At 44.8% G+C, this 26,963-nt stretch carries 23 protein-coding genes; 21 read left to right on the top strand and 2 right to left on the bottom strand.

Going from position 1 to position 26,963, the window contains the following annotated elements:
- Window positions 1-47: 47 nt before the first annotated feature.
- Window positions 48-2,672: a bifunctional uridylyltransferase/uridylyl-removing protein GlnD gene (gene glnD, locus L4D74_RS13880; protein WP_428752659.1), complete on the bottom strand. Its 2,625-nt coding sequence runs from the start codon at window positions 2,670-2,672 to the stop codon at window positions 48-50.
- Between the two features lie 120 nt (window positions 2,673-2,792).
- A complete protein-coding gene (gene map / locus L4D74_RS13875; RefSeq protein WP_428752657.1) occupies window positions 2,793-3,671 on the bottom strand; it encodes a type I methionyl aminopeptidase in 879 nt (292 codons plus the stop codon).
- 372 nt (window positions 3,672-4,043) lie between these two features.
- Here map and rpsB point away from each other — a divergent pair, with 372 nt between their 5' ends.
- From rpsB to L4D74_RS13770, 21 genes are all read left to right on the top strand, one after another.
- Window positions 4,044-4,778: a 30S ribosomal protein S2 gene (gene rpsB, locus L4D74_RS13870; protein WP_428752655.1), complete on the top strand. Its 735-nt coding sequence runs from the start codon at window positions 4,044-4,046 to the stop codon at window positions 4,776-4,778.
- Window positions 4,779-4,908: 130 nt separating this feature from the next.
- Window positions 4,909-5,754, top strand: coding sequence for a translation elongation factor Ts (gene tsf, locus L4D74_RS13865; protein WP_265674519.1), 846 nt, complete (start codon window positions 4,909-4,911; stop codon window positions 5,752-5,754).
- 233 nt (window positions 5,755-5,987) lie between these two features.
- Window positions 5,988-6,719 carry a UMP kinase gene (pyrH, locus tag L4D74_RS13860; RefSeq protein WP_428752654.1) on the top strand — a complete coding sequence of 244 codons (732 nt, stop codon included), beginning with the start codon at window positions 5,988-5,990 and terminating at the stop codon, window positions 6,717-6,719.
- An 81-nt stretch (window positions 6,720-6,800) separates the two neighbouring features.
- A complete protein-coding gene (gene frr, locus L4D74_RS13855; RefSeq protein ID WP_250618337.1) occupies window positions 6,801-7,358 on the top strand; it encodes a ribosome recycling factor in 558 nt (185 codons plus the stop codon).
- A 95-nt stretch (window positions 7,359-7,453) separates the two neighbouring features.
- Window positions 7,454-8,209: an undecaprenyl pyrophosphate synthase gene (gene uppS, locus L4D74_RS13850; RefSeq protein WP_428752653.1), complete on the top strand. Its 756-nt coding sequence runs from the start codon at window positions 7,454-7,456 to the stop codon at window positions 8,207-8,209.
- A gap of 12 nt (window positions 8,210-8,221) precedes the next feature.
- On the top strand, window positions 8,222-9,064 hold the full coding sequence (locus tag L4D74_RS13845) for a phosphatidate cytidylyltransferase (RefSeq protein ID WP_428752651.1): 843 nt from the start codon (window positions 8,222-8,224) through the stop codon (window positions 9,062-9,064).
- A 56-nt stretch (window positions 9,065-9,120) separates the two neighbouring features.
- Window positions 9,121-10,320, top strand: coding sequence for a 1-deoxy-D-xylulose-5-phosphate reductoisomerase (ispC, locus tag L4D74_RS13840; RefSeq protein ID WP_428752650.1), 1,200 nt, complete (start codon window positions 9,121-9,123; stop codon window positions 10,318-10,320).
- A gap of 107 nt (window positions 10,321-10,427) precedes the next feature.
- Window positions 10,428-11,786 (top strand): sigma E protease regulator RseP, encoded by a 1,359-nt coding sequence (rseP, locus tag L4D74_RS13835; protein ID WP_428752648.1) that lies wholly within the window; start codon window positions 10,428-10,430, stop codon window positions 11,784-11,786.
- Window positions 11,787-11,834: 48 nt separating this feature from the next.
- Window positions 11,835-14,270, top strand: a complete 2,436-nt coding sequence (gene bamA, locus L4D74_RS13830; RefSeq protein ID WP_428752647.1) for an outer membrane protein assembly factor BamA — start codon at window positions 11,835-11,837, stop codon at window positions 14,268-14,270.
- An 86-nt stretch (window positions 14,271-14,356) separates the two neighbouring features.
- Window positions 14,357-14,857 carry an OmpH family outer membrane protein gene (locus L4D74_RS13825; protein WP_250618387.1) on the top strand — a complete coding sequence of 167 codons (501 nt, stop codon included), beginning with the start codon at window positions 14,357-14,359 and terminating at the stop codon, window positions 14,855-14,857.
- Between the two features lie 40 nt (window positions 14,858-14,897).
- Entirely contained in the window at window positions 14,898-15,926 is a 1,029-nt protein-coding gene (gene lpxD, locus L4D74_RS13820; RefSeq protein WP_428752645.1) for a UDP-3-O-(3-hydroxymyristoyl)glucosamine N-acyltransferase, read from the top strand.
- A 173-nt stretch (window positions 15,927-16,099) separates the two neighbouring features.
- The gene (gene fabZ / locus L4D74_RS13815) at window positions 16,100-16,531 is read left to right on the top strand and encodes a 3-hydroxyacyl-ACP dehydratase FabZ (RefSeq protein ID WP_390902915.1); all 432 of its coding nucleotides are present in this window, start codon (window positions 16,100-16,102) and stop codon (window positions 16,529-16,531) included.
- 1 nt (window position 16,532) lies between these two features.
- Window positions 16,533-17,321, top strand: a complete 789-nt coding sequence (lpxA, locus tag L4D74_RS13810; protein ID WP_428752643.1) for an acyl-ACP--UDP-N-acetylglucosamine O-acyltransferase — start codon at window positions 16,533-16,535, stop codon at window positions 17,319-17,321.
- A gap of 133 nt (window positions 17,322-17,454) precedes the next feature.
- Entirely contained in the window at window positions 17,455-18,594 is a 1,140-nt protein-coding gene (lpxB, locus tag L4D74_RS13805) for a lipid-A-disaccharide synthase (protein WP_428752641.1), read from the top strand.
- A 5-nt stretch (window positions 18,595-18,599) separates the two neighbouring features.
- Window positions 18,600-19,220 (top strand): ribonuclease HII, encoded by a 621-nt coding sequence (gene rnhB, locus L4D74_RS13800; RefSeq protein ID WP_265674527.1) that lies wholly within the window; start codon window positions 18,600-18,602, stop codon window positions 19,218-19,220.
- A 46-nt stretch (window positions 19,221-19,266) separates the two neighbouring features.
- The gene (gene dnaE / locus L4D74_RS13795) at window positions 19,267-22,746 is read left to right on the top strand and encodes a DNA polymerase III subunit alpha (RefSeq protein ID WP_265674528.1); all 3,480 of its coding nucleotides are present in this window, start codon (window positions 19,267-19,269) and stop codon (window positions 22,744-22,746) included.
- Between the two features lie 46 nt (window positions 22,747-22,792).
- Window positions 22,793-23,752 (top strand): acetyl-CoA carboxylase carboxyl transferase subunit alpha, encoded by a 960-nt coding sequence (gene accA, locus L4D74_RS13790; RefSeq protein WP_265674529.1) that lies wholly within the window; start codon window positions 22,793-22,795, stop codon window positions 23,750-23,752.
- 62 nt (window positions 23,753-23,814) lie between these two features.
- On the top strand, window positions 23,815-25,131 hold the full coding sequence (gene tilS / locus L4D74_RS13785) for a tRNA lysidine(34) synthetase TilS (RefSeq protein WP_428752639.1): 1,317 nt from the start codon (window positions 23,815-23,817) through the stop codon (window positions 25,129-25,131).
- A gap of 106 nt (window positions 25,132-25,237) precedes the next feature.
- On the top strand, window positions 25,238-25,549 hold the full coding sequence (locus tag L4D74_RS13780; protein WP_265674531.1) for a c-type cytochrome: 312 nt from the start codon (window positions 25,238-25,240) through the stop codon (window positions 25,547-25,549).
- A gap of 117 nt (window positions 25,550-25,666) precedes the next feature.
- Window positions 25,667-26,005 (top strand): nitrogen regulatory protein P-II, encoded by a 339-nt coding sequence (glnB, locus tag L4D74_RS13775; protein WP_250618351.1) that lies wholly within the window; start codon window positions 25,667-25,669, stop codon window positions 26,003-26,005.
- Window positions 26,006-26,072: 67 nt separating this feature from the next.
- Window positions 26,073-26,918 (top strand): endonuclease/exonuclease/phosphatase family protein, encoded by an 846-nt coding sequence (locus tag L4D74_RS13770; RefSeq protein ID WP_428752637.1) that lies wholly within the window; start codon window positions 26,073-26,075, stop codon window positions 26,916-26,918.
- The last annotated feature ends 45 nt before the right edge of the window (window positions 26,919-26,963 follow it).

Genomic DNA, 26,963 nt, shown 5'->3' with positions numbered 1-26,963 from the left:
GCTAGGTTCATAATAGAACCTAGCTTTTTAGATTGAAAATTTTGCCATTAGGCCGATATTTGTTCTGAAATGGTGTCGTGCAGTTTCTGTTTCAATGCTTCTTCTTCCTCTTCAGAAAGGCGTCCTCCACTGGCGCTGGTTAAAATGAATAGATCTTCTGCGCGCTCGCCAATGGTCGTGATTTTGGCAGCATGGAGGCTTATATCACACTGTGCGAATGTAGCACCTACCTTCGCAAGTAAGCCAGGTGCATCGAGTGCGACGAGTTCCATTAATGTCCGCTTCTTACTTTTCGTTGGTAGAAAGTCCACTTTGGTTTTTACGTTGAAATGTTTTAAGTTTCGCGGTGCACGGCGCGCCTTTATTTTGGTTGGCTTGCCACTTTCAAGTACTCGTATTAAGTGCTTAATGACAGCTGAGTGACGAGTGGTATCGATTTTTTTACTGTGATGATCGAGTACCATAAACGTATCGAGAACATAACCGTCTTTACTCGTCATGATTTGTGCGTCGTGGACATTAAAATTACGTCGATCGAGCTCAGCGACCACTGTCGCAAATAGAGCGGGTTGGTCTTTGCTGTAAACAAAAACTTCAGTGCCGCCCCGTGTGGCCTTTTTACTCATCAACACCAGCGGTTTAGATTGGTCTTCGGAGTTTAAAATATGCTCACAATGCCAGGCGATTTGTTTGTGAGTATGGCGTAGGAAGTAATCCGCTTTAAATCGTTGCCACAAGACTTCAATTTCACGGGCAGCAAAGCCTTGCTTTCTTAGCAATGCAGAGGCGAGTTGTTGGTTGTGGCGAATACGGTCTCGAACATCAACGGGGTTTTCAAGCCCTCGTCTTAATACGCGTTGGGTGGAGTGAAATAACTCCGCGAGGAGCGTTCGTTTCCAACTGTTCCAGAGTTCAGGGTTAGTGGCACAAATGTCGGCCACGGTGAGGCAGACCAAGTATTCCAAATATTCTTCATCACGTACTTTTTTGGCAAATTCAATGATCACGTCTGGATCGTAAATATCGCGTCTTTGCGCGGTGACTGACATTAACAGGTGACTTTGCACCAGCCATGAGACTAACTTGGCTTCAGGTTTTGACAGCCCATGTTCAATGCAAAACTCGAATGCTTCAACCGCGCCAATTTCAGAGTGATCCCCACCGCGACCCTTACCGATATCATGAAAAATAGCCGCGAGGATCAGCAGTTCTTTCTTTTGCATTCTTGGATAGACTTCGCAGCAGATAGGGTGCTTAGAATAGTTTTCTTCCAAACTAAAGGTATGGATGTGGTTGAGCAATCGGATACTGTGCTCATCGACGGTATAAACATGGAACAGGTCGAATTGCATCTGGCCAACAATTTGGCTCCACTGTGGCAGATAGGCCGCTAACACCCCTAACTTATGCATCAACCGGAAAGCTCGGTGGAGGGCGTTGGGGTGACGGACAAGATCCATAAACTTGTCTCGCGCCGCGGGAATCTCATGTAGAAACTTATTTAACCGACGACGAGCAGTACGCAGCTGTCGCAGCGTAGCTGGGCTAACGCCTTCGATGCTTGAATCGTTGGCAATGTGGATAAACATATCCAAGATGGTTTCTGGACGCGCTTGGAACAGAGCGGGTTTCCTGGCCTCGATTAGGTGCCCCCGACGTTGAAAGTCACTATCGAGGATTTCAGCGGCAACAATTTGTCCTTTGTTGATGATGGCTTGGTCGAATAGTTTTAACAGCATTTTATTGAGTTCAGCGACACGTCTTAGCGTGCGATAGAACTCTTTCATCATCATTTCGACGGCAATGTTGCCTTCACCGACAAAGCCAAGGCTTTCTGCAACTTGGGCTTGATGACCAAAGGTGAGTCGATTGTCATAACGTCTGAGTTCGATATGCAGGGCAAAGCGCACGCGCCATAAGAAATTCTGACATTCGACCAACTCGCGATATTCCGCATCAGTGAGAAAGCCAAAACGGCTCATTTCAAATAAAGACGTGGCGCCAAAGTGGCGACGAGCTACCCAACTTAGAGTATGGATGTCCCTCAGACCGCCGGGTGTAGATTTGATATCGGGCTCTAAATTGTAAGTGGTATCGTGATACTTCGAGTGACGGGTTTTTTGTTCGTTTATTTTTGCTCGATAAAAGTCTTCTGATGTCCAAAAAGTGTCGGAATCCACGACGTTTTTCAGTTGTGAAAACGTATCCTCACTACCACATAGCAATCTTGCTTCTTGTAGATTGGTTGCGACCGTAAGATCTGACTGTCCTATTTCAACGCACTCTGCGACCGTTCGAACCGCATGACCGACCTCTAATCGTAAGTCCCATAATAACGTGATGAATTCACTGACGGTAGTTTCTAGCGCTGGCGTGAGCTTATTACGAGAGACAAACAGAATATCGATGTCAGAAAGTGGGTGAAGTTCACCCCTGCCATAACCACCGACCGCGACCAATGCAAGGTTGGTCTGGTTGTTAAGACCACTGTGCTGCCAAAGTCGGTTAAGTAATAAATCAATATAGTCTGAACGACCAAGAATCAAATCTGCGATGGGGTGGTGATTTAAAAACTCGTACTTTTGATGGTCGGAAAAGGTATCCAACTGGGCTTTGAGTTCTTCAACCGTCAGCTGTTCATCGCTGAGAGTTGTGGGCGTCTGAAAAGTCATAAAAGGCGCAATCCGTGCAAGCAAAAAGAAAAGTCTAACTACGGTTATACCAAAATGGTGAAGATAAAAAAATATCCTCACGTTGTGAGGATATTTTTAAAAGACGGAATGATGGAGCAATTAGGCGTTGTTCATATGGCGAGGAATGGTTTCCTCCGCTCTCAGTGTTAGGACTTCACAACCTGTCTTAGTCACGACTATCGTATGCTCCCACTGTGCTGAGTTCTTGCCGTCACCAGTGTAGACAGTCCAGTCGTCATCGGCGTCGATGCTACAACCAAATTTGCCTGCATTAATCATTGGCTCAATGGTAAACACCATGCCTTCTTTTAACACGCGGCGATCGGCATTTTTATAGTGAACAACCTGAGGCTCTTCGTGGAATTCAGAGCCAATACCGTGACCACAAAAATCTTTTACGATTGAGAATTTTGCGCGAGGGTTGTTTTTATTATTGGTCTTAATGTACTTCTCGATCTCAGTACCAATAGCGCCAACCGTTGAGCCAGGCTTAACGGTTTTCATACCTAAATACAGCGCCTCTTGAGCCACCATGCATAGGCGTTTATCTGCTGGAGAAACATCACCAATTAAGAACATCTTTGATGTGTCGCCGTGATAGCCTTCTGGTCGAGTATCGAGTGAGGCATTGTCATCATTTGGGATGATGACGGTGACATCAACGTTGACGATATCACCGCTCTTAAGTACAGCAGGCTTTGTTTTGCCAGTTGTTCCCATGGCATCGTTATCTGCAGGAATACCGTGGCAAACGATATGGTTGATAGAAGTACAGATAGACTTTGGATAACCATGGTAGTCGAGAGGAGCGGAATATGCGCCGTTCTCTCGTGTGTAGTCAGCACAAATTCTATCAAGCTCCTCGGTAGTCGCGCCCTCTTTGACGTGGGGCTCGATCATTTCTAAAAGCTCGGCCGCAAGTTTACCTGCGATACGCATTCTTTCGATTTCAGCTTCAGTTTTGATTTTGATAGACATTTGTGTTCTCTACTCTCTAATTTGACGCGTTATTCTAACAACGACGAGATTAAGCGCAACAAGAATAAAACTCGTTTCTAAGATTGTTGTACTGATAACGGTAGTTCAGTTTAGCTATTTACGCTGTTCCTTAGTGGTTCGAATTTGCTCAATTATTGTGATTTTTCTGGCATTGAGGTAGCAAAATATGGTATAAAGCGCGCCAGAATATAGAGTCAGTTTCTCCCTTGCGGCGAGCTGCCTTTGTTTTCTCATTAACTTTAATTTAAATCACACACATTTCGTCACATGTTCCGGGGTGCTTGAGTAATCATTCATACCAAGTCGGATTCATGGGAAATGTGGAGGCCTAACCCCATAGAGGATTTTAAAATGGCAACTGTATCAATGCGCGATATGCTTAAAGCTGGTGTTCACTTCGGTCACCAAACTCGTTACTGGAACCCAAAAATGAAGCCATTCATCTTTGGTGCTCGTAACAAAGTTCATATCATCAACCTAGAAAAAACTGTACCTATGTTCAACGATGCACTAGCTGAGCTAGCTAAAATCGGTGAGAAAAAAGGTAAAGTTCTTTTTGTTGGTACTAAGCGCGCTGCGTCTGAAGCTGTTAAAGAAGCTGCAATCAACAGCAACCAGTACTACGTGAACAACCGTTGGTTGGGCGGCATGCTAACGAACTACAAAACAGTTCGTCAGTCTATCAAGCGTCTTAAAGAATACGAAGCGCAAGCTCAAGACGGTACTTTCGAGAAAATCACTAAGAAAGAAGCTCTAATGCGTACTCGCGAAATGGAGAAGCTAGAGAAGTCTCTTGGTGGTATCAAGAACATGGGCGGTCTTCCTGACGCACTATTCGTAATCGATGCTGATCACGAGCACATCGCTGTTAAAGAAGCAAACAACCTAGGTATCCCAGTTTACGCTGTAGTTGATACTAACTCTAACCCAGACGGCGTTGACTTCATCATTCCTGGTAATGACGATGCAATCCGTGCAGTACAGCTTTACCTAAATGCTGCTGCAGACGCGGTTAAAGAAGGTCGTAACAAAGATGTTGCTGCTGTAGCTGCTGAGAAAGACGGTTTCGTAGAAGAAGCTGAATAATAGCGACTATAAGTCACACTTAGTTTTGGGCGACGTCTAGTTTTCATATAAACTAAGTTATAGTTAGCATCAGGGGCCCAATGAGAGCCCCTGATTTTTACCTTGTGTAGAATCAACTGAGGATTTAAGAATGGCAACTGTTACTGCTGCTCTTGTAAAAGAACTTCGCGAGCGCACAGCCGCTGGCATGATGGAATGTAAAAAAGCGCTTGTTGAAGCAAATGCTGATATCGAATTAGCAATTGAAAACATGCGTAAAAGTGGTGCGGCTAAAGCTGCTAAAAAAGCAGGCAACGTAGCTGCTGAAGGCACAATTATCATTAAAGAAGATGCTGGCGTTGCTGCTCTTGTTGAAGTGAACTGCCAAACTGACTTCGTAGCAAAAGATGCAAGCTTCCTTGCATTCGCTAACGAAGTAGCTGACGCTGCTCTAGCTGAGAAACTAGACGCTGCTGCTCTTCAAGCTAAATTTGAAGATGCACGTATTGCTCTAGTAACTAAAATCGGTGAGAACATCAGCATCCGTCGCGTTGCATTCATCGAAGGCACAAACGTTGGTTCTTACCGCCACGGCGACCGTATCGGTGTTGTTGTAGCTGGTGAAGCTGACGCAGAAACGATCAAGCACGTTGCTATGCACGTTGCAGCATCTAAGCCTGAGTTCGTAAACCCTTCTGACGTACCTGCAGATGTAGTTGCTAAAGAGCAAGCGGTTCAAGTTGAAATCGCAATGAACGAAGGCAAGCCACAAGAGATCGCTGAGAAAATGGTTATCGGCCGCATGAAGAAATTCACGGGCGAAATCTCTCTAACAGGTCAAGCTTTCATCATGGAACCTAAGAAAACTGTTGGCGAAATCTTGAAAGAGAAAGGCGCTACAGTAACTAACTTCGTACGTTTAGAAGTTGGTGAAGGTATCGAGAAAGCAGCTGAAATGAGCTTCGCTGACGAAGTAGCTGCGGTACAGAAAGGTTAATCCTTCTCTGTCTCGTTGATATAAAGACCGTAGCCAAGGCTGCGGTCTTTTTGCGAGTAGACTAGGTGGTAATTTTTTAACCGTCATGAATTGAGATTTGCTTGGCTAGCATCAGCATTGCTACGTTTCGTAAGGGCTAGATGTTACAAGAGCTAGATGTCACAAGTGCTATATTAGTAATGAATCTTAATCCATGACCGTTAATCGACAACTCTCTTTGGAAGGTGAACTCCATGACAACGAACCCAAAACCAGCGTATCAACGTATTCTGTTAAAACTCAGTGGTGAAGCGCTGCAAGGCGAAGAAGGCTTTGGTATTGATCCATCTATCTTAGAGCGCATGGCTCAAGAAGTGAAAGAATTGGTGGAGCTGGGCGTTCAAGTTGGTGTCGTGATTGGCGGCGGCAACCTTTTCCGTGGCGCAGGTCTTGCTGCAGCGGGTATGAACCGTGTTGTGGGCGACCACATGGGTATGTTGGCGACGGTAATGAACGGCTTAGCAATGCGTGATGCATTGCACCGTGCTTACGTGAATGCGCGTGTGATGTCAGCAATCCCACTTAAGGGTGTGTGTGATGATTACAACTGGGCGGATGCTATCCGTGAACTAAGACAAGGTCGTGTTGTTATCTTCTCAGCTGGTACTGGTAACCCGTTCTTTACTACTGATTCTGCAGCTTGTTTGCGCGGTATTGAAATTGAAGCTGATGTGGTACTAAAAGCGACAAAAGTAGATGGTGTATTCAGTGCTGACCCAGTCGCTAACCCAGATGCAGAATTATATGATAAGCTTGCCTACAATACCGTTCTAGATAAAGAACTTAAGGTTATGGACTTAGCTGCATTTACTCTGGCGCGTGATCATAAAATGCCGATTCGCGTGTTCAACATGAATAAGCCAGGTGCACTTCGTCGAGTTGTGATGGGTGAGGCGGAAGGCACACTTATCAGTGACGTAGAATAATAGTAGACTCTGTCGCTAGAAATTATCGAAAACGACCTAAATGCGGATTCGCATTTAGGTTCACATTATTAAGGTGATATTGTGATTAACGAAATTAAGCAAGACGCTCAAGAGCGTATGGAAAAAAGTGTTGAAGCACTGAAAAACAATCTATCAAAAATTCGTACAGGTCGTGCGCACCCAAGCCTACTTCAAGGTCTTTCTGTTGAGTACTATGGCGCACCAACGCCTTTGAACCAGGTTGCTAACGTTATTGCTGAAGATGCACGTACTCTTGCTATCACAGTATTTGATAAAGAGCTGACGCAAAAAGTTGAAAAAGCGATTCTAATGTCAGATTTAGGTTTAAACCCTATGTCTGCAGGTACGGTTATTCGTGTACCGCTACCACCGCTAACAGAAGAACGTCGTAAGGACCTTGTTAAGATTGTTCGTGGTGAAGCTGAAGGTGGTCGTGTGGCTATCCGTAATATTCGTCGTGATGCAAATGGTGACCTTAAAGCACTATTAAAAGACAAAGAGATCTCTGAAGACGAAGATCGTAAAGCGCAAGATGAGATCCAAAAACTGACTGACATTGCTGTGAAAAATGTAGATGACACATTAGCAGCAAAAGAAAAAGAGTTAATGGAAGTTTAATTCTTAACCACTTGCACCTGCGAAAAACGCTGTGCTGACAGCACAGCGTTTTTTTATGCTACTCTGTTTGTCCCAAATTATTACTAAACTCTTTTATGCAGAACTCAGAAGTCTTCAATGATTCCCTTCCTCAACACATTGCTATCATCATGGATGGTAATGGACGTTGGGCAAAATCTAAGGGAAAACCACGTGTATTTGGACATAAGAAAGGCGTTTCTGCGGTTCGGAAAACCATTTCGGCAGCCGCTAAGCTAGAGATTAAAGCCATCACTCTTTTTGCGTTCAGTAGTGAAAACTGGCGACGACCTGAAGAAGAAGTAGGCTTGCTAATGGAGCTGTTTATCACAGTTCTATCTAGTGAAATCAAAAAATTGCATAAGAATAATCTACGACTTCGCATTATTGGTGATACCACCCGTTTTAATGACCGACTACAGCGTAAAATTGCTGATGCGGAAGCGTTGACAGCTAACAATACGGGGACGGTGATTAATGTTGCAGCCAATTATGGCGGTAAATGGGATATCACCGAGGCGCTGAAAAAAGTTGCAGCCCAAGTTGAGCTTGGTGAGTTAAAGGCTGCAGATATCACGGAAGAGTTGATATCCGAGCATGTCACAATGTCGGATTTGCCGGATGTTGATTTACTTATCCGTACTAGTGGCGAATGCCGTATTAGTAACTTCATGCTTTGGCAAATGGCGTATGCAGAAATGTATTTTACTGAACAATTTTGGCCTGAGTTCAATGAAGACAGCTTAGTGGAAGCTATCACTTGGTTTGTGAATCGCGAACGGCGTTTTGGTTGTACCGGAGAACAAGTCAAAGCGTTAATGGAAGCCAATTAAGGACGATTTAGTTTGAAACAACGAATTATCACAGCTCTAATCCTCGCTCCGCTGGTGGTTTGGGGTATTTTCTCTCTGCCATTTTTGTGGTTTATGATAGCGGTTGCCGCTATTACCCTGATTGGCGCGTGGGAGTGGACACAATTTACGTTAACGCCATCACGCGTTGTCGCAATGCTGCCACCTGTGGTTGCCATTGCGTTATCGGTACTGCTTGTTCCCGTCGACGTCATAGCATTTAATCAAGTTGGGTTGGCACATATTGTCATATTGGGTGTGGGATTTAGTTGGTGGTTAGTCGCGAGTGGTCTTGCTATGACATACCCTAAATCTGCCGATTATTGGCAACATTCTAATTTGCTACGACACCTATTTGGTTTATTAACGTTACTACCATTTTTATGGAGTATACTCATACTTCGTGCCCAGTCGTACCATCAAGACCCTTATCACGGCGCTAAGCTCGTGTTGTTTGTTTGCCTTATTGTTTGGGCGGCAGATAGTGGTGCTTACTTCGCTGGTAAAAGCTTGGGTAAACGAAAAATGGCGCCACACGTGAGTCCTAATAAAACTATTGAAGGTTTGTTAGGGGGGATTGTTGCTGCGCTAGGTGTGGCATGGGGAAGCTCGGTTATGTTTGATATTGAGTTTACCAGTGTAGCAAGCATGATTGTTATTACGTTAGCTACGGTTGTCATCTCAGTGTTGGGCGATCTTGTTGAGAGTATGTTCAAGCGAGTGTCTAAAATAAAAGACAGCAGCAACATTATCCCTGGTCATGGAGGCGTATTGGATCGCGTTGACAGTTTAACGGCCGCCTTCCCAATTTTTGCTCTTCTTTATCTCATTTTCTAATCTCATAAAGAGGGTGTTCATCACCCTCTTTATGTTCGATAAGCGGTTGTACTAGCATGCAAAATTTAACCATCCTTGGTGCTACAGGCTCTATTGGCGCAAGCACCCTTAAAGTGGTCGCTCAAAACCCTTCGCTTTACTCAATCTATGCTCTAGTGGGCGGCAAAAATGTGACCAAAATGGCCGCACTGTGCCTGCAATGGCAGCCCAAATTTGCAGTAGTTGCAGAAGAGAGTGATGCGAAACGTCTGAGAGTAGAACTAAACGGTTTGGTCGATACTCAGGTTTTGTTCGGACAAGACGCAATGTGCCAGGTTTCAGCAGATGATGACGTTGATATGGTTATGGCTGCTATTGTGGGTGCTGCAGGCTTGTTACCGACTCTGGCTGCGGTTAAAGCAGGTAAGCGTATACTCCTTGCCAATAAAGAAGCCTTGGTCATGTCTGGGCAGTTATTTATTGATGCGGTTCGTACTTCTGGGGCTCAGCTCCTTCCTGTGGATAGTGAGCATAACGCTATCTTCCAATGCTTGCCGAATTCAATTCAAACCGATCTTGGCTATTGTAATTTAGCGCAAGCTGGAATTGACCATATATTATTAACGGGGTCGGGCGGGCCATTCCGTTACAGCGATGTTTCTACTCTGTCTTCAGTGACGCCAGCACAAGCGATTGCTCACCCGAATTGGTCTATGGGACCTAAAATTTCGGTGGATTCTGCGACCATGATGAATAAAGGGTTGGAGTTTATAGAAGCCAAATGGTTGTTTAATACCAGCAAGGAACAGCTAAAAGTTATTATTCATCCTCAGTCCGTGATCCACTCAATGGTTCAATATCAAGATGGTTCAGTACTTGCTCAAATGGGGCAGCCGGATATGGCTACACCGATTGCTTACTCGATGTCGTACCCACAGCGAATACCTGCCGGTGTTCCAGCTCTAGATTTTACAAAGATGAATGAGCTGACTTTCTTAGAGGTTGATTTTGAGCGTTACCCTTGCCTTGCTTTAGCTATCGACGCTTGTTATGAAGGTCAGCATGCGACAACAGCGATTAACGCTGCCAATGAGGTCGCGGTTGAAGCCTTTTTATCTGGTGGGATAAACTTCACAGATATTAGCCTGATAAATGAGCGTGTTATGTCGAAGGTTTGTGCATCAAACCAATATAACGTGTTAAGTGACTTGGAAAGCATTCTTGAGCTAGATAGAATGGCTCGAATCTATGCAAGTGAGCTTACTCACCGCAAGTAGCTATGCTGGCAGTAATCTGAACTCAGCACATACTAAATAACTATCATTAGTAACCATCACTAATAACCATCATCACAAGGCGTATGAGCCATGAGAGATAATTGACTATGACAGACATACTGTGGAACTTTGCCTCTTTTGTGATCGCCTTGGGGGTTCTCGTCGCTGTACACGAGTTTGGCCATTTTTGGGTGGCAAGGAAGTGTGGCGTTTACGTCGAAAAGTTCTCGATTGGGTTCGGTAAATCCATCTGGTCAAAAACGGCAAATGATGGCACAGAATACAGTATTTCGATGATTCCTCTTGGTGGCTATGTCAAGATGCTAGATAGCCGCGTTGACGAAGTCTCTGAAGCGGATCACAAGTATGCCTTTGATAAAAAGCCTCTTTGGAAAAGAACCGCTATCGTAGGTGCAGGACCTGCATTTAACTTTATTTTTGCAGTGTTTGCCTATTGGTTAGTGTTTCTGATTGGTGTCCCTGCTGTAAAGCCTGTGATCGGCGAAGTGACTCCGCATTCTATTGCTGCCCAAGCTGGTTTCGAACCCGGAATGCAGATTAAATCTGTTGATGGTAAGCAAACACTGGATTGGGAGTCGGTGAATTTGGGTTTGGTATCTCATATTGGAGATAATCAAATGATGGTCACAGTTTCATCCAGTGACCAAATAGGAATGGATAAAAAATTAACATTTGACCTGTCTGGTTGGAACTTTAACCCAGAAACAGAGTCTGCTATGGGGACGCTTGGTTTTAGACCGTACTCGCCGTCTATCAAGACGACATTAGCAAATGTGAGTAGTGATGGCGCTGGTGCGGCTGCAGGTATTTTAGCTGGCGACAAAATTATTGCGATTGACGGACAAGCTATCCAGCAATGGCAACAAGTCGTCAATGCGATTCAAGCGAACCCTAATACACCAGTTGATGTCACGGTTGATAGAAACGGCGACGATATGACGCTATCACTGATGCCAAACTCAAGAACATTGAAGGATGGGACGAAAATTGGTTTCGCTGGTATCGCACCAGAAATGGAAGCGTGGCCCGAAGACTATCGCTTTGATCTCCAGTATGGTCCGGTTGAATCTGTTGGGCGAGCATTTGTTAAAACTGGCCAGATTATAGAACTCACCGTTTCCATGCTGAAAAAGCTGATTACGGGTGATGTGGGTCTTAACAATTTAAGTGGCCCTATTTCCATTGCGAAGGGAGCAGGGGCGACGGCCGATTATGGTTTGGTATACTTTTTAGGCTTTTTAGCGCTGATTAGTGTCAACCTTGGAATAATAAATCTGGTGCCATTACCGATGCTAGACGGTGGTCATTTGCTGTTTTTTGCAATCGAAGCGGTCATTCGTAGACCGGTGCCAGAAAAAATACAAGAAATGGGTTATCGAGTGGGTGGGGCGATTATTTTTTCACTCATGTTGATCGCAATTTTTAACGATTTTACACGCCTCTGATATCAGAATTTAGGCAGCAGTATTAGCAAAGGATTAATTAGAGCAGGTATGGCGATTAAGCATATTCTATTCGCGTCTCTACTAGCGACCAGTGTGTCGGCGAATGGAGCTGAGGATTTTGTTGTACAGGACATTCGTATTGAAGGCTTGCAAAGGGTAGCACTGGGTGCTGCGCTATTGAAAATGCCGGTGCGAATTGGTGACACCGTTGATGGGAAGGATATCTCAGAAATTATTAACGCGCTCTACAAGTCTGGCAACTTTGAAGATATCAAGGTATTGCGAGATCAAGATGCGCTTGTTGTTCAGGTGACAGAGCGCCCGACAATTGCCAGCATTTCATTCTCAGGAAATGATGCTATCAAGGAAGAGCAGCTACAGCAAAACTTGGACGCGTCTGGTGTTATTGTTGGTGAAGCACTCGATCGTACGACGCTGAGCAATATAGAAAAAGGGTTAGAAGACTTTTACTACAGCGTGGGTAAATACAACGCTAAAGTGCAGGCGGTTGTGACGCCATTGCCACGTAATCGTTCGGATTTGAAATTTGTCTTTACCGAGGGTGTATCTGCGAAAATTAAGCAGATTAACTTCATCGGCAACCAAGTCTTTACCGATGATGAGTTGCGTTCTCGCTTTAATTTGAATGTAGATGTTGCATGGTGGAATTTCCTTGCCGACGATAAATACCAGAAGCAAGTATTGGCTGGTGATATTGAAGCATTGAAATCATACTACCTTGATCGTGGTTACTTGAAGTTTAAAGTCGATACCACACAAGTCTCTATCTCTCCGGATAAAAAAGGTGTCTACATTACGTTAGGCATTGATGAGGGCGCACCTTACCAAGTCGAAGGGGTGAAATTCCGCGGACAACTCATTGGTAAAGAAGCTGAGTTCCAAGGGATGGTTCCGTTTAAAGACGGCGATACCTACAATGGCTCAAGTGTCACTGCGCTAGAAGAAAGCATTAAGCGAGTACTGGGTGAATCAGGTTATGCTTACCCACAAGTACGTACTATTCCTGAGTTTGACGATGAGAATAACCAAGTTTCCTTGGTAATTAATGTCGAGTCCGGTAATCGTATCTACGTGCGTGACATTCGTTTCACTGGTAACAACTCAACGAAAGATGAAGTGTTACGTCGTGAAATGCGTCAAATGGAAGCCAGTTGGTTGAACTCAAAATCTATCGATGTAGGTAAAGACCGATTAAACCGTCTTGGCTTCTTTGAAACCGTAGATGTACAAACGGTTCGAGTGCCAGGCTCTGAAGACCAAGTCGATTTAGTTTATGACGTCAAAGAGGCAAACTCTGGCAGTGTCAACTTTGGTGTCGGCTATGGTACGGAATCAGGGATCAGTTTCCAGGTTGGTCTACAGCAAGATAACTTTGCTGGTAGTGGTGACCGTGTTGGTATCAGCGCAATGACCAACAAATACCAAAAGAACATTACCCTAGACTACCGAGACCCATACTGGAACTTGGATGGTGTCAGCTTAGGTGGGCAGATTTTCTACAACGAATTTGAAGCGTCGAAAGCGGGTATTATTGACTATACCGACCAAAGCTACGGCGGAACGCTGACTTGGGGCTTCCCTGTTGACGAATTAAATTATCTGGAATTTGGTGGAGGCTATACCCACAGTCGCCTTGGCAACATCAAAGAATACGTACAGATTGAAAAATTCTTGCAAGCCCAAGAAAAGAACCGTGATGCGGAAGGTAACCTTATTACCGATGATTTCCACATGACAGCTGCTTGGACTCGAAATAATTTGAACCGCGGTCGTTTCCCAACGGCGGGTAACCATCAAAAACTCTATGGTAAAGTGACGGTACCTGGCTCGGATGTTCAATACTTCAAGACGCAATATGACGTTAGGCAGTATTTTCCGATAACACAAAGTCACAATTTTACGTTATTGTTAAAAGGTCGACTGGGTTACGGTAATGGTTATGGGCAAACCAATGGCAATGACAACTTGTTGCCATTCTACGAGAACTTTTATGTAGGTGGTTTCTCTACGTTGCGTGGCTTTAGACAAAACTCGGTAGGCCCGAAAGCCGTTTATGATGATCCTAACGGCTGTTCAAGTAACGCAGGCGGTAACAACCCATGTTACTCCGCAACTGAGCAGTCGGTTGGTGGTAATGCGGTTGCATTGGCGAGTGTAGAACTTATCGTACCGACACCGTTCGCGTCTGACGAGTTTCGCAACCAAATTCGCACCAGTGTGTTCTTTGATGCCGCTAGCTTGTGGGATACAGAGTTTACGTATTTGTCACCGGACCCTAACATGTCAGGGCAGAAATACTATTACGATTACTCGGATCCATCGAATTATCGAGCATCTGTCGGCGTAGCGGTTCAATGGATGTCTCCAATGGGACCATTGGTATTTTCACTAGCAACGCCAGTTAAGAAGTTTGAAGGTGATAAAACAGAAGCCTTCACATTTACGATTGGTAATACGTTCTAGTATTAGAGCGCAGAATTTAAACTTTAGAGCCTGGTTGATAGGCGATAAAATATTGCATATAAATAGAGGAATTGACCTTGAAAAACATGATGAAAGCGGCTGGTCTTGGCCTGGTAATCCTAACGTCTTCACTTTTTGCTAATGCAGCGGAAGCGGCACAAAAAATTGGTTATGTGAATACGCTTCAGGTGTTCCAAGCTTTACCACAACGTGAGGCTGTTCTTCAGAAGCTTCAAAGTGAATTCAAAGATAAAGCGGCGGAATTGCAAGCTATTCAAGCTGATGCGGCTAAGAAAATGGAAAAGCTACAACGTGATGGTGAGCTATTAGGTACAGAAGAAGTAGAAAAACTTCGTATCGAGATCGGTCAACTTGATAGTAAGTACAAAATCAAAGGCCAGGCTCTAGAAAAAGCGAGCCAACGTCGTGAAGCGGAAGAAAAGCAAAAGCTATTTAAAGTGATCCAAGAGGCAGTAGAGAAAGTCGCAGAGAAGCAAGGCTACGACATGATCATTGACATTCAAGCGGTAGGTTACGCGAAAGAAGAGTTCAATATCTCTCAAAACGTTATTGATTCACTTAAGTAATTGATCAAAAGCAATAGATTAACAAAGCGGTAGGACAACGATGACAGAAATGACTTTAGCTCAACTTGCTGAAATCACTAATGGCCAATTACATGGCGACGGGGACACTCGTATCCATGCGGTTGCGCCAATGGATAGTGCTGGTAAAGGTGAGATTACTTTCCTGACAAATGCAAAATATGCAAAGCATTTAGCGGAGAGTCACGCTTCTGCCGTCATGGTTAAAGCCGCTGAACTAGAGCATTGTCATACCAACGCTCTAGTGGTTGCCGATCCTTATGTGGCTTACGCAAAAGTGGCCCAAGCCTTGGATTCAACGCCAAAAGCAGCTGAAGGTATTGCCGCGACTGCGGTTATTTCTTCTGAGGCTAAATTGGGAGCGAATGTTTCTGTTGGTGCTAATGCTGTGATTGAAGCCGGGGCAGAGCTGGCGGACAACGTTAGCGTTGGCGCGGGTTGCTTTATAGGTAAGGGTGCCAAGTTAGGTGCTCATACTCAATTATGGTCAAATGTCAGCATTTATCATCGTGTTGAGTTAGGTGAGCACTGTTTAGTCCAAGCAAACACGGTGATTGGCTCCGACGGTTTTGGTTATGCAAACGAGAAAGGCGAGTGGGTGAAAATTCCACAAGTTGGCACTGTTCGCATAGGCAACCGAGTTGAAATCGGAGCGTGTACAACGATAGATCGTGGTGCGCTCGATGATACGGTAATTGAAGATAATGTTATTATCGACAACCAGTTACAAATCGCTCACAACGTGCACATCGGATATGGTACGGCTCTTGCTGGTGGTACAATCATTGCTGGCAGCACTTCTATAGGCAAGTACTGCCAAGTTGGTGGTGGCAGTGTCATTAACGGCCATATTCAAATTGCCGACGGAGTGATTGTCACCGGTATGGGGATGGTGATGCGAAGCATCACAGAGAAGGGTATTTATTCTTCTGGTATCCCATTGCAAACCAATAAAGAGTGGCGTAAAACAGCGGCTCGAGTCCATCGAATCGATGATATGAATAAGCGACTAAAAGCCGCTGAAAAACAGTTAATTGATAAACAAGATTAACACTTTTATCTTTTTCAAAAAGGCTCGCAATAGGCGGGTCTTTTTATTGTTTGTCTGCTTATCTACATCTTAGCTGCCCTCACTGCCACTTGAGTGGATTTGGGTATATAATGCCTGTAGTAAGATATAAGAATTGAAATAGGAATATAGCTTTGAGTACTGATACTAAAACAATGACCATCACTGAAATTCAGGAACTATTACCTCACCGTTATCCTTTTCTGTTGGTTGACCGTGTTACCGACTACGAAGAAGCAAAATACTTAAAGGCGATCAAAAACGTATCAGTTAACGAGCCTCAGTTCACCGGCCACTTCCCTCAAATGCCAGTGTTTCCTGGTGTATTGATTCTTGAAGCGATGGCTCAAGCAACTGGGCTATTGGCGTTTAAATCTTTTGGCGCCCCTCAAGGTAACGAGCTCTACTACTTTGCTAGTGTTGATAAAGCGAAGTTTCGTAAGCCAGTAACACCCGGTGACCAATTGGTTATCGAAGTCGAATTTCTGAAAGAACGCCGTGGCATTGCAGCCTTTAATGGCGTTGCGAAAGTAGATGGCGAAGTGGTTTGTTCTGCTGAATTGAAATGTGCCCGTCGAGAGTTCTAGTATGATTCATGAAACCGCGAAAATTCATCCAAGTGCCGTGATTGAAGGTAATGTGTCTATTGGTGCGAACAGCAGCGTTGGCCCATTTACTTACATTTCAGGTGATGTGTCGATTGGTGAAAATAACGAAATCATGTCGCATGTTGTCATTAAAGGGAACACGACGATTGGTTGCGATAACCGTATCTTCCCCCAAGCTATCATTGGTGAAGAAAACCAAGATAAAAAATATGGTGGTGAAGACACAAGAGTTATTATTGGCGATCGTAACGTTATCCGTGAAAGTGCTCAGATTCATCGAGGCACCACTCAAGATAAGACACAAACTGTCGTAGGTAATGATAACTTGTTGTGTGTTAACGCGCATATTGCCCATGACGTGATTGTTGGAAATCATACTCACATTGGTAACAATGCTATTTTGGGTGGGCATGTGACAGTCGGTGATTATGCTGGTGTGATGGCTCTGTCTGCGATTCATCCATTTTGCACCGTCGGTGCTTATGCTTACGTTGGCGGATGTTCAGCCGTTGTTCAAGATGTCCCTGCGTATGTACTTGCACAAGGTAATCATGCAACGCCATTCGGTCTCAATTTAGTTGGTTTGAAGCGTAACGGTTTTGAAAAGCCGGAACTAAGAGCACTACAAAAAGCGTATAAAGAAATATACCGCTCTGGCAAAACTTTGGCTGAAGTGAAGCCTGTTTTAGAAGAAATGGCGGTAGAGTTTCCAGCTGTACGCCGTCTGATCGACAGTTTCGAAAATTCAGAGCGCGGCATTATCCGCTAAATACGGACAGACATGTATCGTCTGCAAATGACGAGAACAAAAGATCGCTGGTGTGATACTTAGCGGTCTTTTTGTCTTTTAGATTCGATATAACCTTACTTGGACAAGAATGACGTCAACAAAGGGAAAAAGCATGGCAAGACCACTTCGAATTGGCATTGTCGCCGGTGAGTTATCTGGCGACACGTTAGGTGAAGGTTTCATCACATCAATCAAACAACGCTACCCTGATGCAGAATTTGTCGGCATTGGTGGCCCTAAAATGATTGCGCAAGGTTGTGAGTCTCTATTTGATATGGAAGAACTTGCAGTCATGGGCCTGGTTGAGGTATTGGGTCGCCTAAGACGTTTATTGCATGTTAAGGCGGAGCTTGTTCGTTACTTCTCTGAAAATCCTGTTGATGTCTTTGTTGGTATTGATGCCCCGGATTTTAACTTAAGGCTAGAATTAGACCTTAAAAAAGCGGGCACACCGACAGTACATTATGTCAGCCCGTCTGTTTGGGCCTGGCGACAAAAACGTATTATCAAAATTGGTGAAGCCACTAACCTTGTGTTGGCTTTTTTGCCATTTGAAAAGGCATTCTATGATCAGCACAATGTGCCTTGCGAATTCGTTGGACACACATTAGCCGATGCTATTCCTTTGCAGTCAGATCAGCACTCCGCTCGCGCACTCTTAGGTCTTGAGCAAGATAAAACTTGGCTCGCAGTGTTACCAGGAAGCCGAAATAATGAACTTAAGATGTTATCTCAGCCGTTTATCGAAACTTGTCAACGACTGCACGCTGATAACCCTAACTTAGGCTTCGTGGTTGCAGCTGTCAATGACAAGCGCCGACAGCAGTTTGTTGAAGCTTGGAAAACCTTCGCCCCAGAGTTAGATTTTCACATAGTTCAAGATACCGCGAGAAACGTCATCACCGCTGCTGATGTCGTATTGCTCGCATCGGGAACCGTAGCACTAGAGTGTATGTTGATAAAAAGGCCGATGGTTGTTGGTTACAAAATGAATGCGATCACCACATTTTTAGCCAAGCGCTTAGTGAAAACCAAATACGTGTCATTGCCTAACATTTTAGCCGATGATGGGATCGTAGAAGAATGCTTGATGGACGCGTGTACGGTCGAAAATCTGTATAATGCGTTAACCGTATTATTAAACCAAGATAACACCGCGGTGCTAGACAAGTTCACCGAAATGCATCATTGGATCCGGAAAAACGCCGATGAGCAAGCCGCTCAAGCCGTATTAAAACTAATTAATAAGTGAAGAACATGACCAAGAAAACGCCTGTAGAGTATCCGCCTTTTGAATATCCGCATGGTTATAGCATGATTGCAGGGGTGGATGAGGTTGGGCGTGGACCACTAGTTGGGGACGTCGTGACTGCCGCGGTCATTTTAGATCCAAATAACCCGATATCGGGTCTGGCTGACTCCAAAAAGCTGTCGGAAAAAAAACGGTTAGCGCTCTACCCAGAAATTAAAGAAAAAGCGTTAGCATGGGCAGTAGGGCGTTGCTCGCCAGAAGAGATTGATGAATTGAATATTCTTCAAGCAACGATGGTCGCGATGCAACGAGCGGTTGCTGGGCTTCAAGTCAGTCCTGATCTTGTGTTGATTGACGGCAATCGCACTCCGAGTTTAACGATGGACTCACAAGCCGTGGTAAAAGGGGACTTGCGCGTCTCGGAAATTAGCGCGGCATCCATTATTGCTAAAGTGGTACGGGATGCGGAAATGGACGAGTTGGATAAACGTCACCCTCAATTTGGTTTTGCTAAACACAAAGGTTATCCGACAAAAGCACATTTTGATGCGATTGAGCAACATGGTGTTATTGACGAGCACCGCAAAAGTTTTAAGCCGGTTAAACGCGCGTTGGGTATCGAATAAGTAATGATGACCATGAATCACACTATCGTGACAATTAGGATTTAGTATGTCAGATCCCAAGTTTATACACCTGCGTGTACATAGTGACTTTTCTATGGTGGATGGCCTATCGAAAGTGCCGCCACTCGTCAAGAAAGTTGCTGAGATGAATATGCCAGCTATGGCGCTTACCGATTTTACTAACTTGTGTGGCTTAGTGAAGTTTTACAGCAATGCACATGGCTGCGGAATTAAGCCCATCATTGGTGCTGATTTTGCAATGCAGTCCGATGAGTTTGGCGATGAACTGACGAGTATTACGGTTCTTGCTATCAATAATACCGGCTACAACAACCTGACATTGCTCATTTCCAAAGCTTATCTTCGCGGCCATGTCCAGCACCAGCCAGTGATTGATAAAGCATGGCTCCCTGAGCTATCAGAAGGTTTAATCGTACTTTCTGGAGGCAAGAATGGCGAAGTCGGTAGGGCATTATTAAAAGGCAACCGAGCGTTAGCGAATCAATGTCTGGAGTTTTACGAAACCCATTTTACCGACCGATTTTACCTCGAGTTACTGCGTACGGGTCGTCCTGACGAAGAGAGCTACTTGCACTTTGCAATTGAAATTGCCGAAGCGCGAGGTTTACCTGTTGTTGCCACGAATGAAGTCGTTTTTGTCGAACCTGAACTGTTTGATGCCCATGAAATTCGCGTCGCGATTCATGATGGTTACACGATTGATGATCCTAAACGACCAAAGCGTTATAGCGCACAGCAGTACCTTCGTTCTGAAGAAGAAATGTGTGAGTTATTTGCTGATATCCCTGAAGCGCTGCAGAACTCAGTTGAAATCGCGAAGCGCTGTAACGTAACGGTTCGCTTAGATGAGTATTTCCTGCCTGCGTTCCCGACGGAAGGGATGCTGGAAACGGACTTCTTAGTGAAAAAATCACAAGAAGGCTTAGAAGAGCGACTTGAGTTTTTATTTCCAGATGAAGAAGAGCGGACTAAGCGTCGTCCAGAATATGATGAACGCTTACAAATAGAGCTCGATGTAGTCAATGAAATGGGCTTTCCTGGTTATTTCTTGATCGTAATGGAGTTTATTCAGTGGTCCAAGGACAATGATATCCCTGTTGGGCCAGGACGAGGCTCTGGTGCGGGTTCACTTGTTGCCTATGCGCTAAAGATCACTGACTTAGATCCGTTGGAATATGACTTACTGTTCGAACGTTTTTTGAATCCAGAACGTGTCTCCATGCCCGATTTCGATATCGATTTCTGCATGGACAAGCGTGATCAGGTTATCGACCATGTAGCTGAAATGTATGGGCGTGATGCGGTATCTCAAATCATCACTTTCGGTACCATGGCCGCTAAAGCGGTTATTCGAGATGTTGGTCGTGTCTTAGGACACCCCTTTGGCTTTGTGGATCGGATATCAAAATTGATCCCACCAGATCCGGGGATGACGCTGGAAAAAGCCTTCAAGGCTGAACCTGCATTGCCTCAGTTATATGATGGCGATGAAGAAGTCCGCGATTTGATTGATATGTGTCGAATTCTGGAAGGTTGTACGCGTAATGCGGGTAAGCACGCGGGTGGGGTTGTTATTTCGCCTACCACGATCACGGATTTTGCCCCAATTTATGCAGATGCAGAAGGTAACTTCCCCGTCACTCAGTTTGATAAGAATGACGTTGAAACCGCAGGCTTGGTTAAGTTCGATTTCTTAGGTTTAAGAACATTGACCATCATTGACTGGGCGCTGGGGTTGATTAATCCGCGTTTGGAAAAAGAAGGCAAAGACCCGGTTCGTATTGAGTCGATCCCTTTAGAAGACCCCGCATCGTTTAGACTACTGCAAAACTCTGAAACAACGGCCGTGTTCCAATTGGAATCACGTGGTATGAAAGACTTGATCAAACGTCTTCAACCAGACTGTTTCGAAGATATTATCGCTTTGGTGGCGCTTTTCCGTCCAGGTCCATTGCAATCAGGCATGGTAGATAACTTTATCGACCGTAAACATGGTCGCGAAGCCGTCTCATACCCAGATGAAAAATGGCAACATGAGTCACTAAAAGAGACGTTAGAGCCGACGTACGGCATTATCTTGTATCAAGAACAAGTGATGCAAATTGCCCAAATTTTAGCCGGTTATACGCTAGGCGGCGCCGATATGCTTCGTCGTGCGATGGGTAAGAAAAAGCCAGAAGAGATGGCAAAGCAACGTACTATCTTTGAAGAAGGTGCGGTGGCGAATGGCGTGGATGGTGAGCTCTCGATGAAGATCTTCGATCTGGTTGAGAAGTTTGCAGGCTATGGCTTTAATAAATCTCACTCCGCCGCTTATGCGCTGGTGTCTTATCAGACGCTATGGCTTAAAACCCATTATCCTGCCGAGTTCATGGCTGCGGTAATGACGGCGGATATGGACAACACAGAAAAAGTGATTGGACTGGTGGACGAGTGTCTACGCATGAAGCTTAAGTTGTTGCCACCAGATATCAACTCAGGGCTGTATCGCTTTAATGTCGATGATGATGGTGCTATCGTTTATGGTATCGGCGCTATCAAAGGGGTGGGTGAAGGTCCAATTGAAGCCATTATTGATGCACGAAATAAAGGTGGACATTTCCGAGACTTATTCGACTTTTGTGCACGTCTTGACCTTAAAAAAGTCAACAAGCGTGTTATAGAAAAACTGATTATGGCGGGCGCACTAGACCGATTAGGTCCACACCGAGCAGCGTTGATGGCATCACTTAACGATGCAGTGAAGGCCGCCAGCCAACATCATCAGGCTGAAGCATTCGGCCAGTCGGATATGTTTGGGGTATTGACCGAAGCACCAGAAGACGTTGAGCATAAATACGTTCAGGTACCAGCATGGCCTGAAAAAGTGTGGTTAGAGGGAGAACGAGAAACACTCGGTCTTTATTTGACCGGCCATCCCATTAATGCGTATTTAAGGGAACTGAATAAATACACCAGTTGTCGACTAAATGAAGCGACGCCAACACGACGAGATCAGTCGTTAACACTTTCCGGCTTAGTGATTGCTGCGAGAGTGATGACAACAAAGCGTGGTAATCGTATTGGCTTGATGACATTGGACGACCGTTCTGGACGTATGGAAGTGATGTTGTTCTCAGATGCGCTAGATAAATATGCTGAATTGCTCGAAAAAGACAAAATAGTGGTCGTTTCTGGACAGGTCAGCTTTGATGACTTCAATGGTGGGCTTAAAATGTCCGCCCGCGAAGTTTTAGACTTGGGAAGCGCACGCGAGAAATTTACTCGTGGATTATCAATTTCGTTGCTAGAAAAACAAATTGATGAGCGTTTTTACCAACGCTTTACTGATATTCTAGCGCCACATAAAGCTGGAACAGTACCGGTTAATATTTATTACCAGCGTGAAGATGCGCGAGCAAAACTAACACTGGGAACAGAATGGCGTGTCACGCCAAACGACACGTTGTTAGAAGAATTACAGCAGTTACTTGGTCAAGACCAGGTAGAACTCGAATTTAACTAATTGGGTCCTCACACTATCCGAGGACTGAATCGAAAAGGATTCATTGATGAGCTTGAACTTTCTTGAATTTGAAAAGCCAATTGCAGAACTAGAAGCTAAAATCGAAGCCTTGCGCGATGTATCTCGCCATGGTGGTGATAGCGCGATTGATTTAGACAAAGAAATTGAACAACTAGAAAAGAAAAGCCTAGAGCTTAAAAAGAAGATCTTTAGTGATTTAGGTGCATGGCAAGTTGCACAATTGGCTCGCCACCCTCAGCGCCCTTACACGCTGGATTACATCGAACACGCGTTTACAGAGTTTGACGAGCTAGCGGGTGACCGTGCTTTTGCTGACGATAAAGCTATCGTTGGTGGTATGGCGCGACTAGACGGTCGTCCAGTGATGATTATTGGTCATCAAAAGGGTCGTGAAACGAAAGAAAAAGTGAAGCGTAACTTTGGTATGCCAAAGCCAGAAGGTTACCGTAAAGCATTGCGCTTAATGGAAATGGCTGAGCGCTTCCAAATGCCGATCATTACTTTTATTGATACCGCTGGCGCTTACCCTGGTGTTGGCGCGGAAGAGCGTGGCCAATCTGAAGCGATCGCAAAAAACCTGAAAGTGATGTCTGGTCTGACAGTGCCAGTCATTTGTACGGTTGTTGGTGAAGGTGGTTCTGGCGGCGCATTAGCCATTGGTGTGGGTGATTACGTGAATATGCTTCAGTACTCAACGTACTCGGTAATCTCACCAGAAGGTTGTGCGTCTATTTTATGGCGTGATTCAGACAAAGCCCCACAAGCGGCTGAAGCGATGGGTTTAGTTGCCCCTCGACTAAAAGAGCTTGAGCTTATTGATGATATCATCGAAGAGCCACTGGGTGGCGCACATCGTGATCCAATTAAGATGGCAGAGAACCTCAAGGCAACGCTATTACGTCAACTTGAAGATTTGGAGCAGCTGGATCATGACTCGTTGCTTGACCGTCGTTATAAGCGTTTAATGAGCTACGGCTACTGTTAAGTCCATCTCATTAGTATAATAAAGCGAGCATAGGCTCGCTTTATTTGTTTTTAGGATCAGCAATGGCACTTTATCAGCAATTTTCAAACGCTTTATCTGCGTCATTAATCGATAGCTCTAAGATTATTCTCGCGTTGAGTGGTGGTATGGACTCGCGCGTATTATTGCGATTGCTTGCTATTTATGCCAAGCAACACCCGACCCGACAATGTCTTGCGGTTCACATTCACCATGGGCTGAGTGATAACGCTGAGCGATGGCTAGCGGACTGTCAGCGTTGGGCTTCTGAAGAGGGAATTACGTTTGCGGCAGAGAGAGTGCAGCTTAGTCTTAGTGATAGAGAAAGTGTGGAAAAGGCTGCGCGCGACGCTCGATATCACGCGTTAGGACAATATGTTGAAGCGGATGATGTTTTATTAACAGGGCAGCATTTAGATGATCAAGCCGAGACGTTTTTACTGGCGCTAAAACGTGGGAGCGGACCGAAGGGGTTATCCTCAATGGCAGAGGATATGGCTTGGGGAAAAGGGCGTCTTGTTCGCCCTCTTTTGACAACTTCTCAATCGGCTATTGCCTCTTTTGCTCAGCAAGAAAAGCTTGAATGGGTCGTGGATGAGAGCAATGAGGATACGCGTTTCGATCGTAACTTTCTTCGTCATCAAGTGCTGCCTATTCTTAATCATCGTTGGCCGAGTTTTGCTCATGCTGTACATCGAAGTGCTCGTTTATGTGCACAGCAAGAAACGTTACTTCATGAAATGCTGCGCCCAGAGCTGGACGCGATGCTTGGCGCGTTGGGTGGACTATCCATATCAGCATTGACGCCCTTGTCCGCTGTGAAGCGTGATTATCTGTTGAGGCTATGGCTGGAGTTGTTGTCAGTCGCGCTTCCTAGTGAGCGGCAGTTACAGGTACTTTGGCAAGAAGTGGCCTGCGCCCAAGATGATGCGAATCCAGAGTTGAAGTTAACCTCAGGCTCTATAAGGCGCTTTGATGGGCAATTATATTGGGTTACTCATAGTCAAGATGTGTCGGGGAGTTCGCAATGTTGGGACTTATCGAGCAAGTTACCTTTACCCGATGATTTGGGAATGCTGCGTGTTATCAGTGCTACTCAACCGGCAACGATGACATTAAATCGCTCAGCGCTAACGGCGCCCGTCACGGTCACGTTTAATCCGGAAGGCCTCTGTGCTCATCCTCAGGGGCGCAGCGGTTCACGGAAAATGAAAAAACTATATCAAGAGTACAGAATACCAAGTTGGCAGCGTCGTCGTTTGCCTATCTTAATGGTTAATGAGAAAGTAGTAGCGGTGGCTAACTTATTTGTCGATAAAGCTTTTTATGGCTCAGACTGTGAACTAATTTGGGACAAGTGAACCAATTTCATGTCACAATCGTAAGCATAATAAATCGCCAGATACGGGAAGGCGTCTTCGATAACTTGTTATCTGGTATATATGGAAATAGCAAAAAGGTAATGCAATGAATAAATTCGTGATAGGTGCAGCACTCGCTGTCAGTGTATTGAGTGGAACCGCAGTCGCGGCTGACGTACAAGCAGGTAAGGCAAAAGCAGCGATTTGCGCCGCTTGTCACGGAGCCGATGGCATGGCTGTGATACCGGGTTACCCACACCTTAAAGGTCAGAACGAACAATATTTAGTGTCATCCATTAAGGCTTACAAAAACAAAGATCGTAATGGTGGCTTAGCGGCAGTGATGCAGGCTCAGGCTTCTATGCTTAGCGATGAAGATATCGCCAATGTTGCCGCTTACTATGCAAGCTTGAAGTAATTATTACAAAAAATTCTAATCTAGAGCCCGAAGCTGTCCTTCGGGCTTTTTGTTTTGATTGATTGTTTTTACTGGCTGCCAGATAATATCGATATAAAAGTGATGTAAGGGAAGAACATGAAAAAGATTGAAGCGATTATCAAACCTTTTAAGCTAGATGACGTGCGTGAAGCGCTAGCAGAAGTGGGTATCACAGGTATGACAGTATCTGAAGTCAAAGGGTTTGGGCGTCAGAAAGGACACACTGAGCTTTACCGCGGTGCGGAGTACATGGTGGACTTCCTTCCTAAAGTGAAGCTAGAGATTGTCGTCTCTAGCGATGTTGCGGACCAGTGTGTTGATACTATTATCGAAACCGCTCAGACTGGCAAAATTGGTGATGGTAAAATCTTTATTACCGATATCGATCGTGTAGTACGTATTCGTACTGGCGAGGAAGATGAAGACGCAATTTAATCCAATTCGGATACACTGTAAAAAGGAGTAGTTATCTACTCCTTTTTTTATTGGGAGGTAGTAACGAATGAAAGTGAAGTGGCTGATATGGGGAGTCTTTGTTGTCACCCTAATGATGTTCGGCAGTTTCCAACTGATTTTTACTACGCGAGCTACCCCTGAAGTGACGTCCATTCATAGCGGTAACGTCGCCACAGAGCTTAAATGTCATCAAAGCGATAGTGCGCAAGCTATCGATGATGCTGGTAGGTTGAATATATTAGTTTGGAACATCTATAAGCAGAACCGTGAAAACTTATTGCCTGAGCTGGAACGTCTGTCTAAGGGTAAGCAGCTTGCATTGTTGCAAGAGGCCAATCTCGACGCGTCTTTTTTGCAATGGCTAAAGGAATCAAGTTGGAGTAGCCAGCAAGCAAGCGCTTTTAAGGCTTTTGATGTATCTGCAGGCGTGCTTAATCTTAGTACTCACATGCCGTCTATTGCGTGTGCAAATTTGCAAGTTGAACCATGGCTGCGGTTACCTAAATCGGGTTTATATGCAGAGTACGCATTAAGTAATGGGACAAAACTCATTACCGTGAATCTTCACTCTGTTAACTTTACGGTCGGGACAGAGGAATATCAGGCGCAGTTAGAGTCGTTTAAACAGGTGCTAATTAGCCATAAAGGTGCTCTGTTGATTGCGGGGGACTTTAATAGCTGGAGCGAGGAACGTCTTGAGGTTTTACGTAGTGTGCTTAAAAAGTACCACATTAAAGAAGTGACGTTTAAAGATGATAATCGAAAGCGCTTTATTACTGGTTTGCCTCTAGATCATATTTTTTATCGTGGAATGACGTTATTGTCTTCGTCTTCACCGCCATCCACAGCATCGGATCATAATCCAATGATGGCTGAGTTTCGCCTTGATTGATGCATTGTGAAGAGAGCATAAAAAAACGGCCGTGATAGGCCGTTT

This window comes from Vibrio cionasavignyae (assembly GCF_050337155.1).
GTDB lineage: Bacteria > Pseudomonadota > Gammaproteobacteria > Enterobacterales > Vibrionaceae > Vibrio > Vibrio nomapromontoriensis.
This window is presented reverse-complemented; position numbering and strand designations above follow the sequence as displayed.

Coding starts and splice junctions, on each gene's coding strand:
- glnD (WP_428752659.1), bottom strand. CDS start 2,672: ATGACTTTTCAGACGCCCACAACTCTCAGCGATGAACAGCTGACGGTT.
- map (WP_428752657.1), bottom strand. CDS start 3,671: ATGTCTATCAAAATCAAAACTGAAGCTGAAATCGAAAGAATGCGTATC.
- rpsB (WP_428752655.1), top strand. CDS start 4,044: ATGGCAACTGTATCAATGCGCGATATGCTTAAAGCTGGTGTTCACTTC.
- tsf (WP_265674519.1), top strand. CDS start 4,909: ATGGCAACTGTTACTGCTGCTCTTGTAAAAGAACTTCGCGAGCGCACA.
- pyrH (WP_428752654.1), top strand. CDS start 5,988: ATGACAACGAACCCAAAACCAGCGTATCAACGTATTCTGTTAAAACTC.
- uppS (WP_428752653.1), top strand. CDS start 7,454: ATGCAGAACTCAGAAGTCTTCAATGATTCCCTTCCTCAACACATTGCT.
- ispC (WP_428752650.1), top strand. CDS start 9,121: ATGCAAAATTTAACCATCCTTGGTGCTACAGGCTCTATTGGCGCAAGC.
- rseP (WP_428752648.1), top strand. CDS start 10,428: ATGACAGACATACTGTGGAACTTTGCCTCTTTTGTGATCGCCTTGGGG.
- bamA (WP_428752647.1), top strand. CDS start 11,835: ATGGCGATTAAGCATATTCTATTCGCGTCTCTACTAGCGACCAGTGTG.
- L4D74_RS13825 (WP_250618387.1), top strand. CDS start 14,357: ATGATGAAAGCGGCTGGTCTTGGCCTGGTAATCCTAACGTCTTCACTT.
- lpxD (WP_428752645.1), top strand. CDS start 14,898: ATGACAGAAATGACTTTAGCTCAACTTGCTGAAATCACTAATGGCCAA.
- fabZ (WP_390902915.1), top strand. CDS start 16,100: ATGACCATCACTGAAATTCAGGAACTATTACCTCACCGTTATCCTTTT.
- lpxA (WP_428752643.1), top strand. CDS start 16,533: ATGATTCATGAAACCGCGAAAATTCATCCAAGTGCCGTGATTGAAGGT.
- lpxB (WP_428752641.1), top strand. CDS start 17,455: ATGGCAAGACCACTTCGAATTGGCATTGTCGCCGGTGAGTTATCTGGC.
- rnhB (WP_265674527.1), top strand. CDS start 18,600: ATGACCAAGAAAACGCCTGTAGAGTATCCGCCTTTTGAATATCCGCAT.
- dnaE (WP_265674528.1), top strand. CDS start 19,267: ATGTCAGATCCCAAGTTTATACACCTGCGTGTACATAGTGACTTTTCT.
- accA (WP_265674529.1), top strand. CDS start 22,793: ATGAGCTTGAACTTTCTTGAATTTGAAAAGCCAATTGCAGAACTAGAA.
- tilS (WP_428752639.1), top strand. CDS start 23,815: ATGGCACTTTATCAGCAATTTTCAAACGCTTTATCTGCGTCATTAATC.
- L4D74_RS13780 (WP_265674531.1), top strand. CDS start 25,238: ATGAATAAATTCGTGATAGGTGCAGCACTCGCTGTCAGTGTATTGAGT.
- glnB (WP_250618351.1), top strand. CDS start 25,667: ATGAAAAAGATTGAAGCGATTATCAAACCTTTTAAGCTAGATGACGTG.
- L4D74_RS13770 (WP_428752637.1), top strand. CDS start 26,073: ATGAAAGTGAAGTGGCTGATATGGGGAGTCTTTGTTGTCACCCTAATG.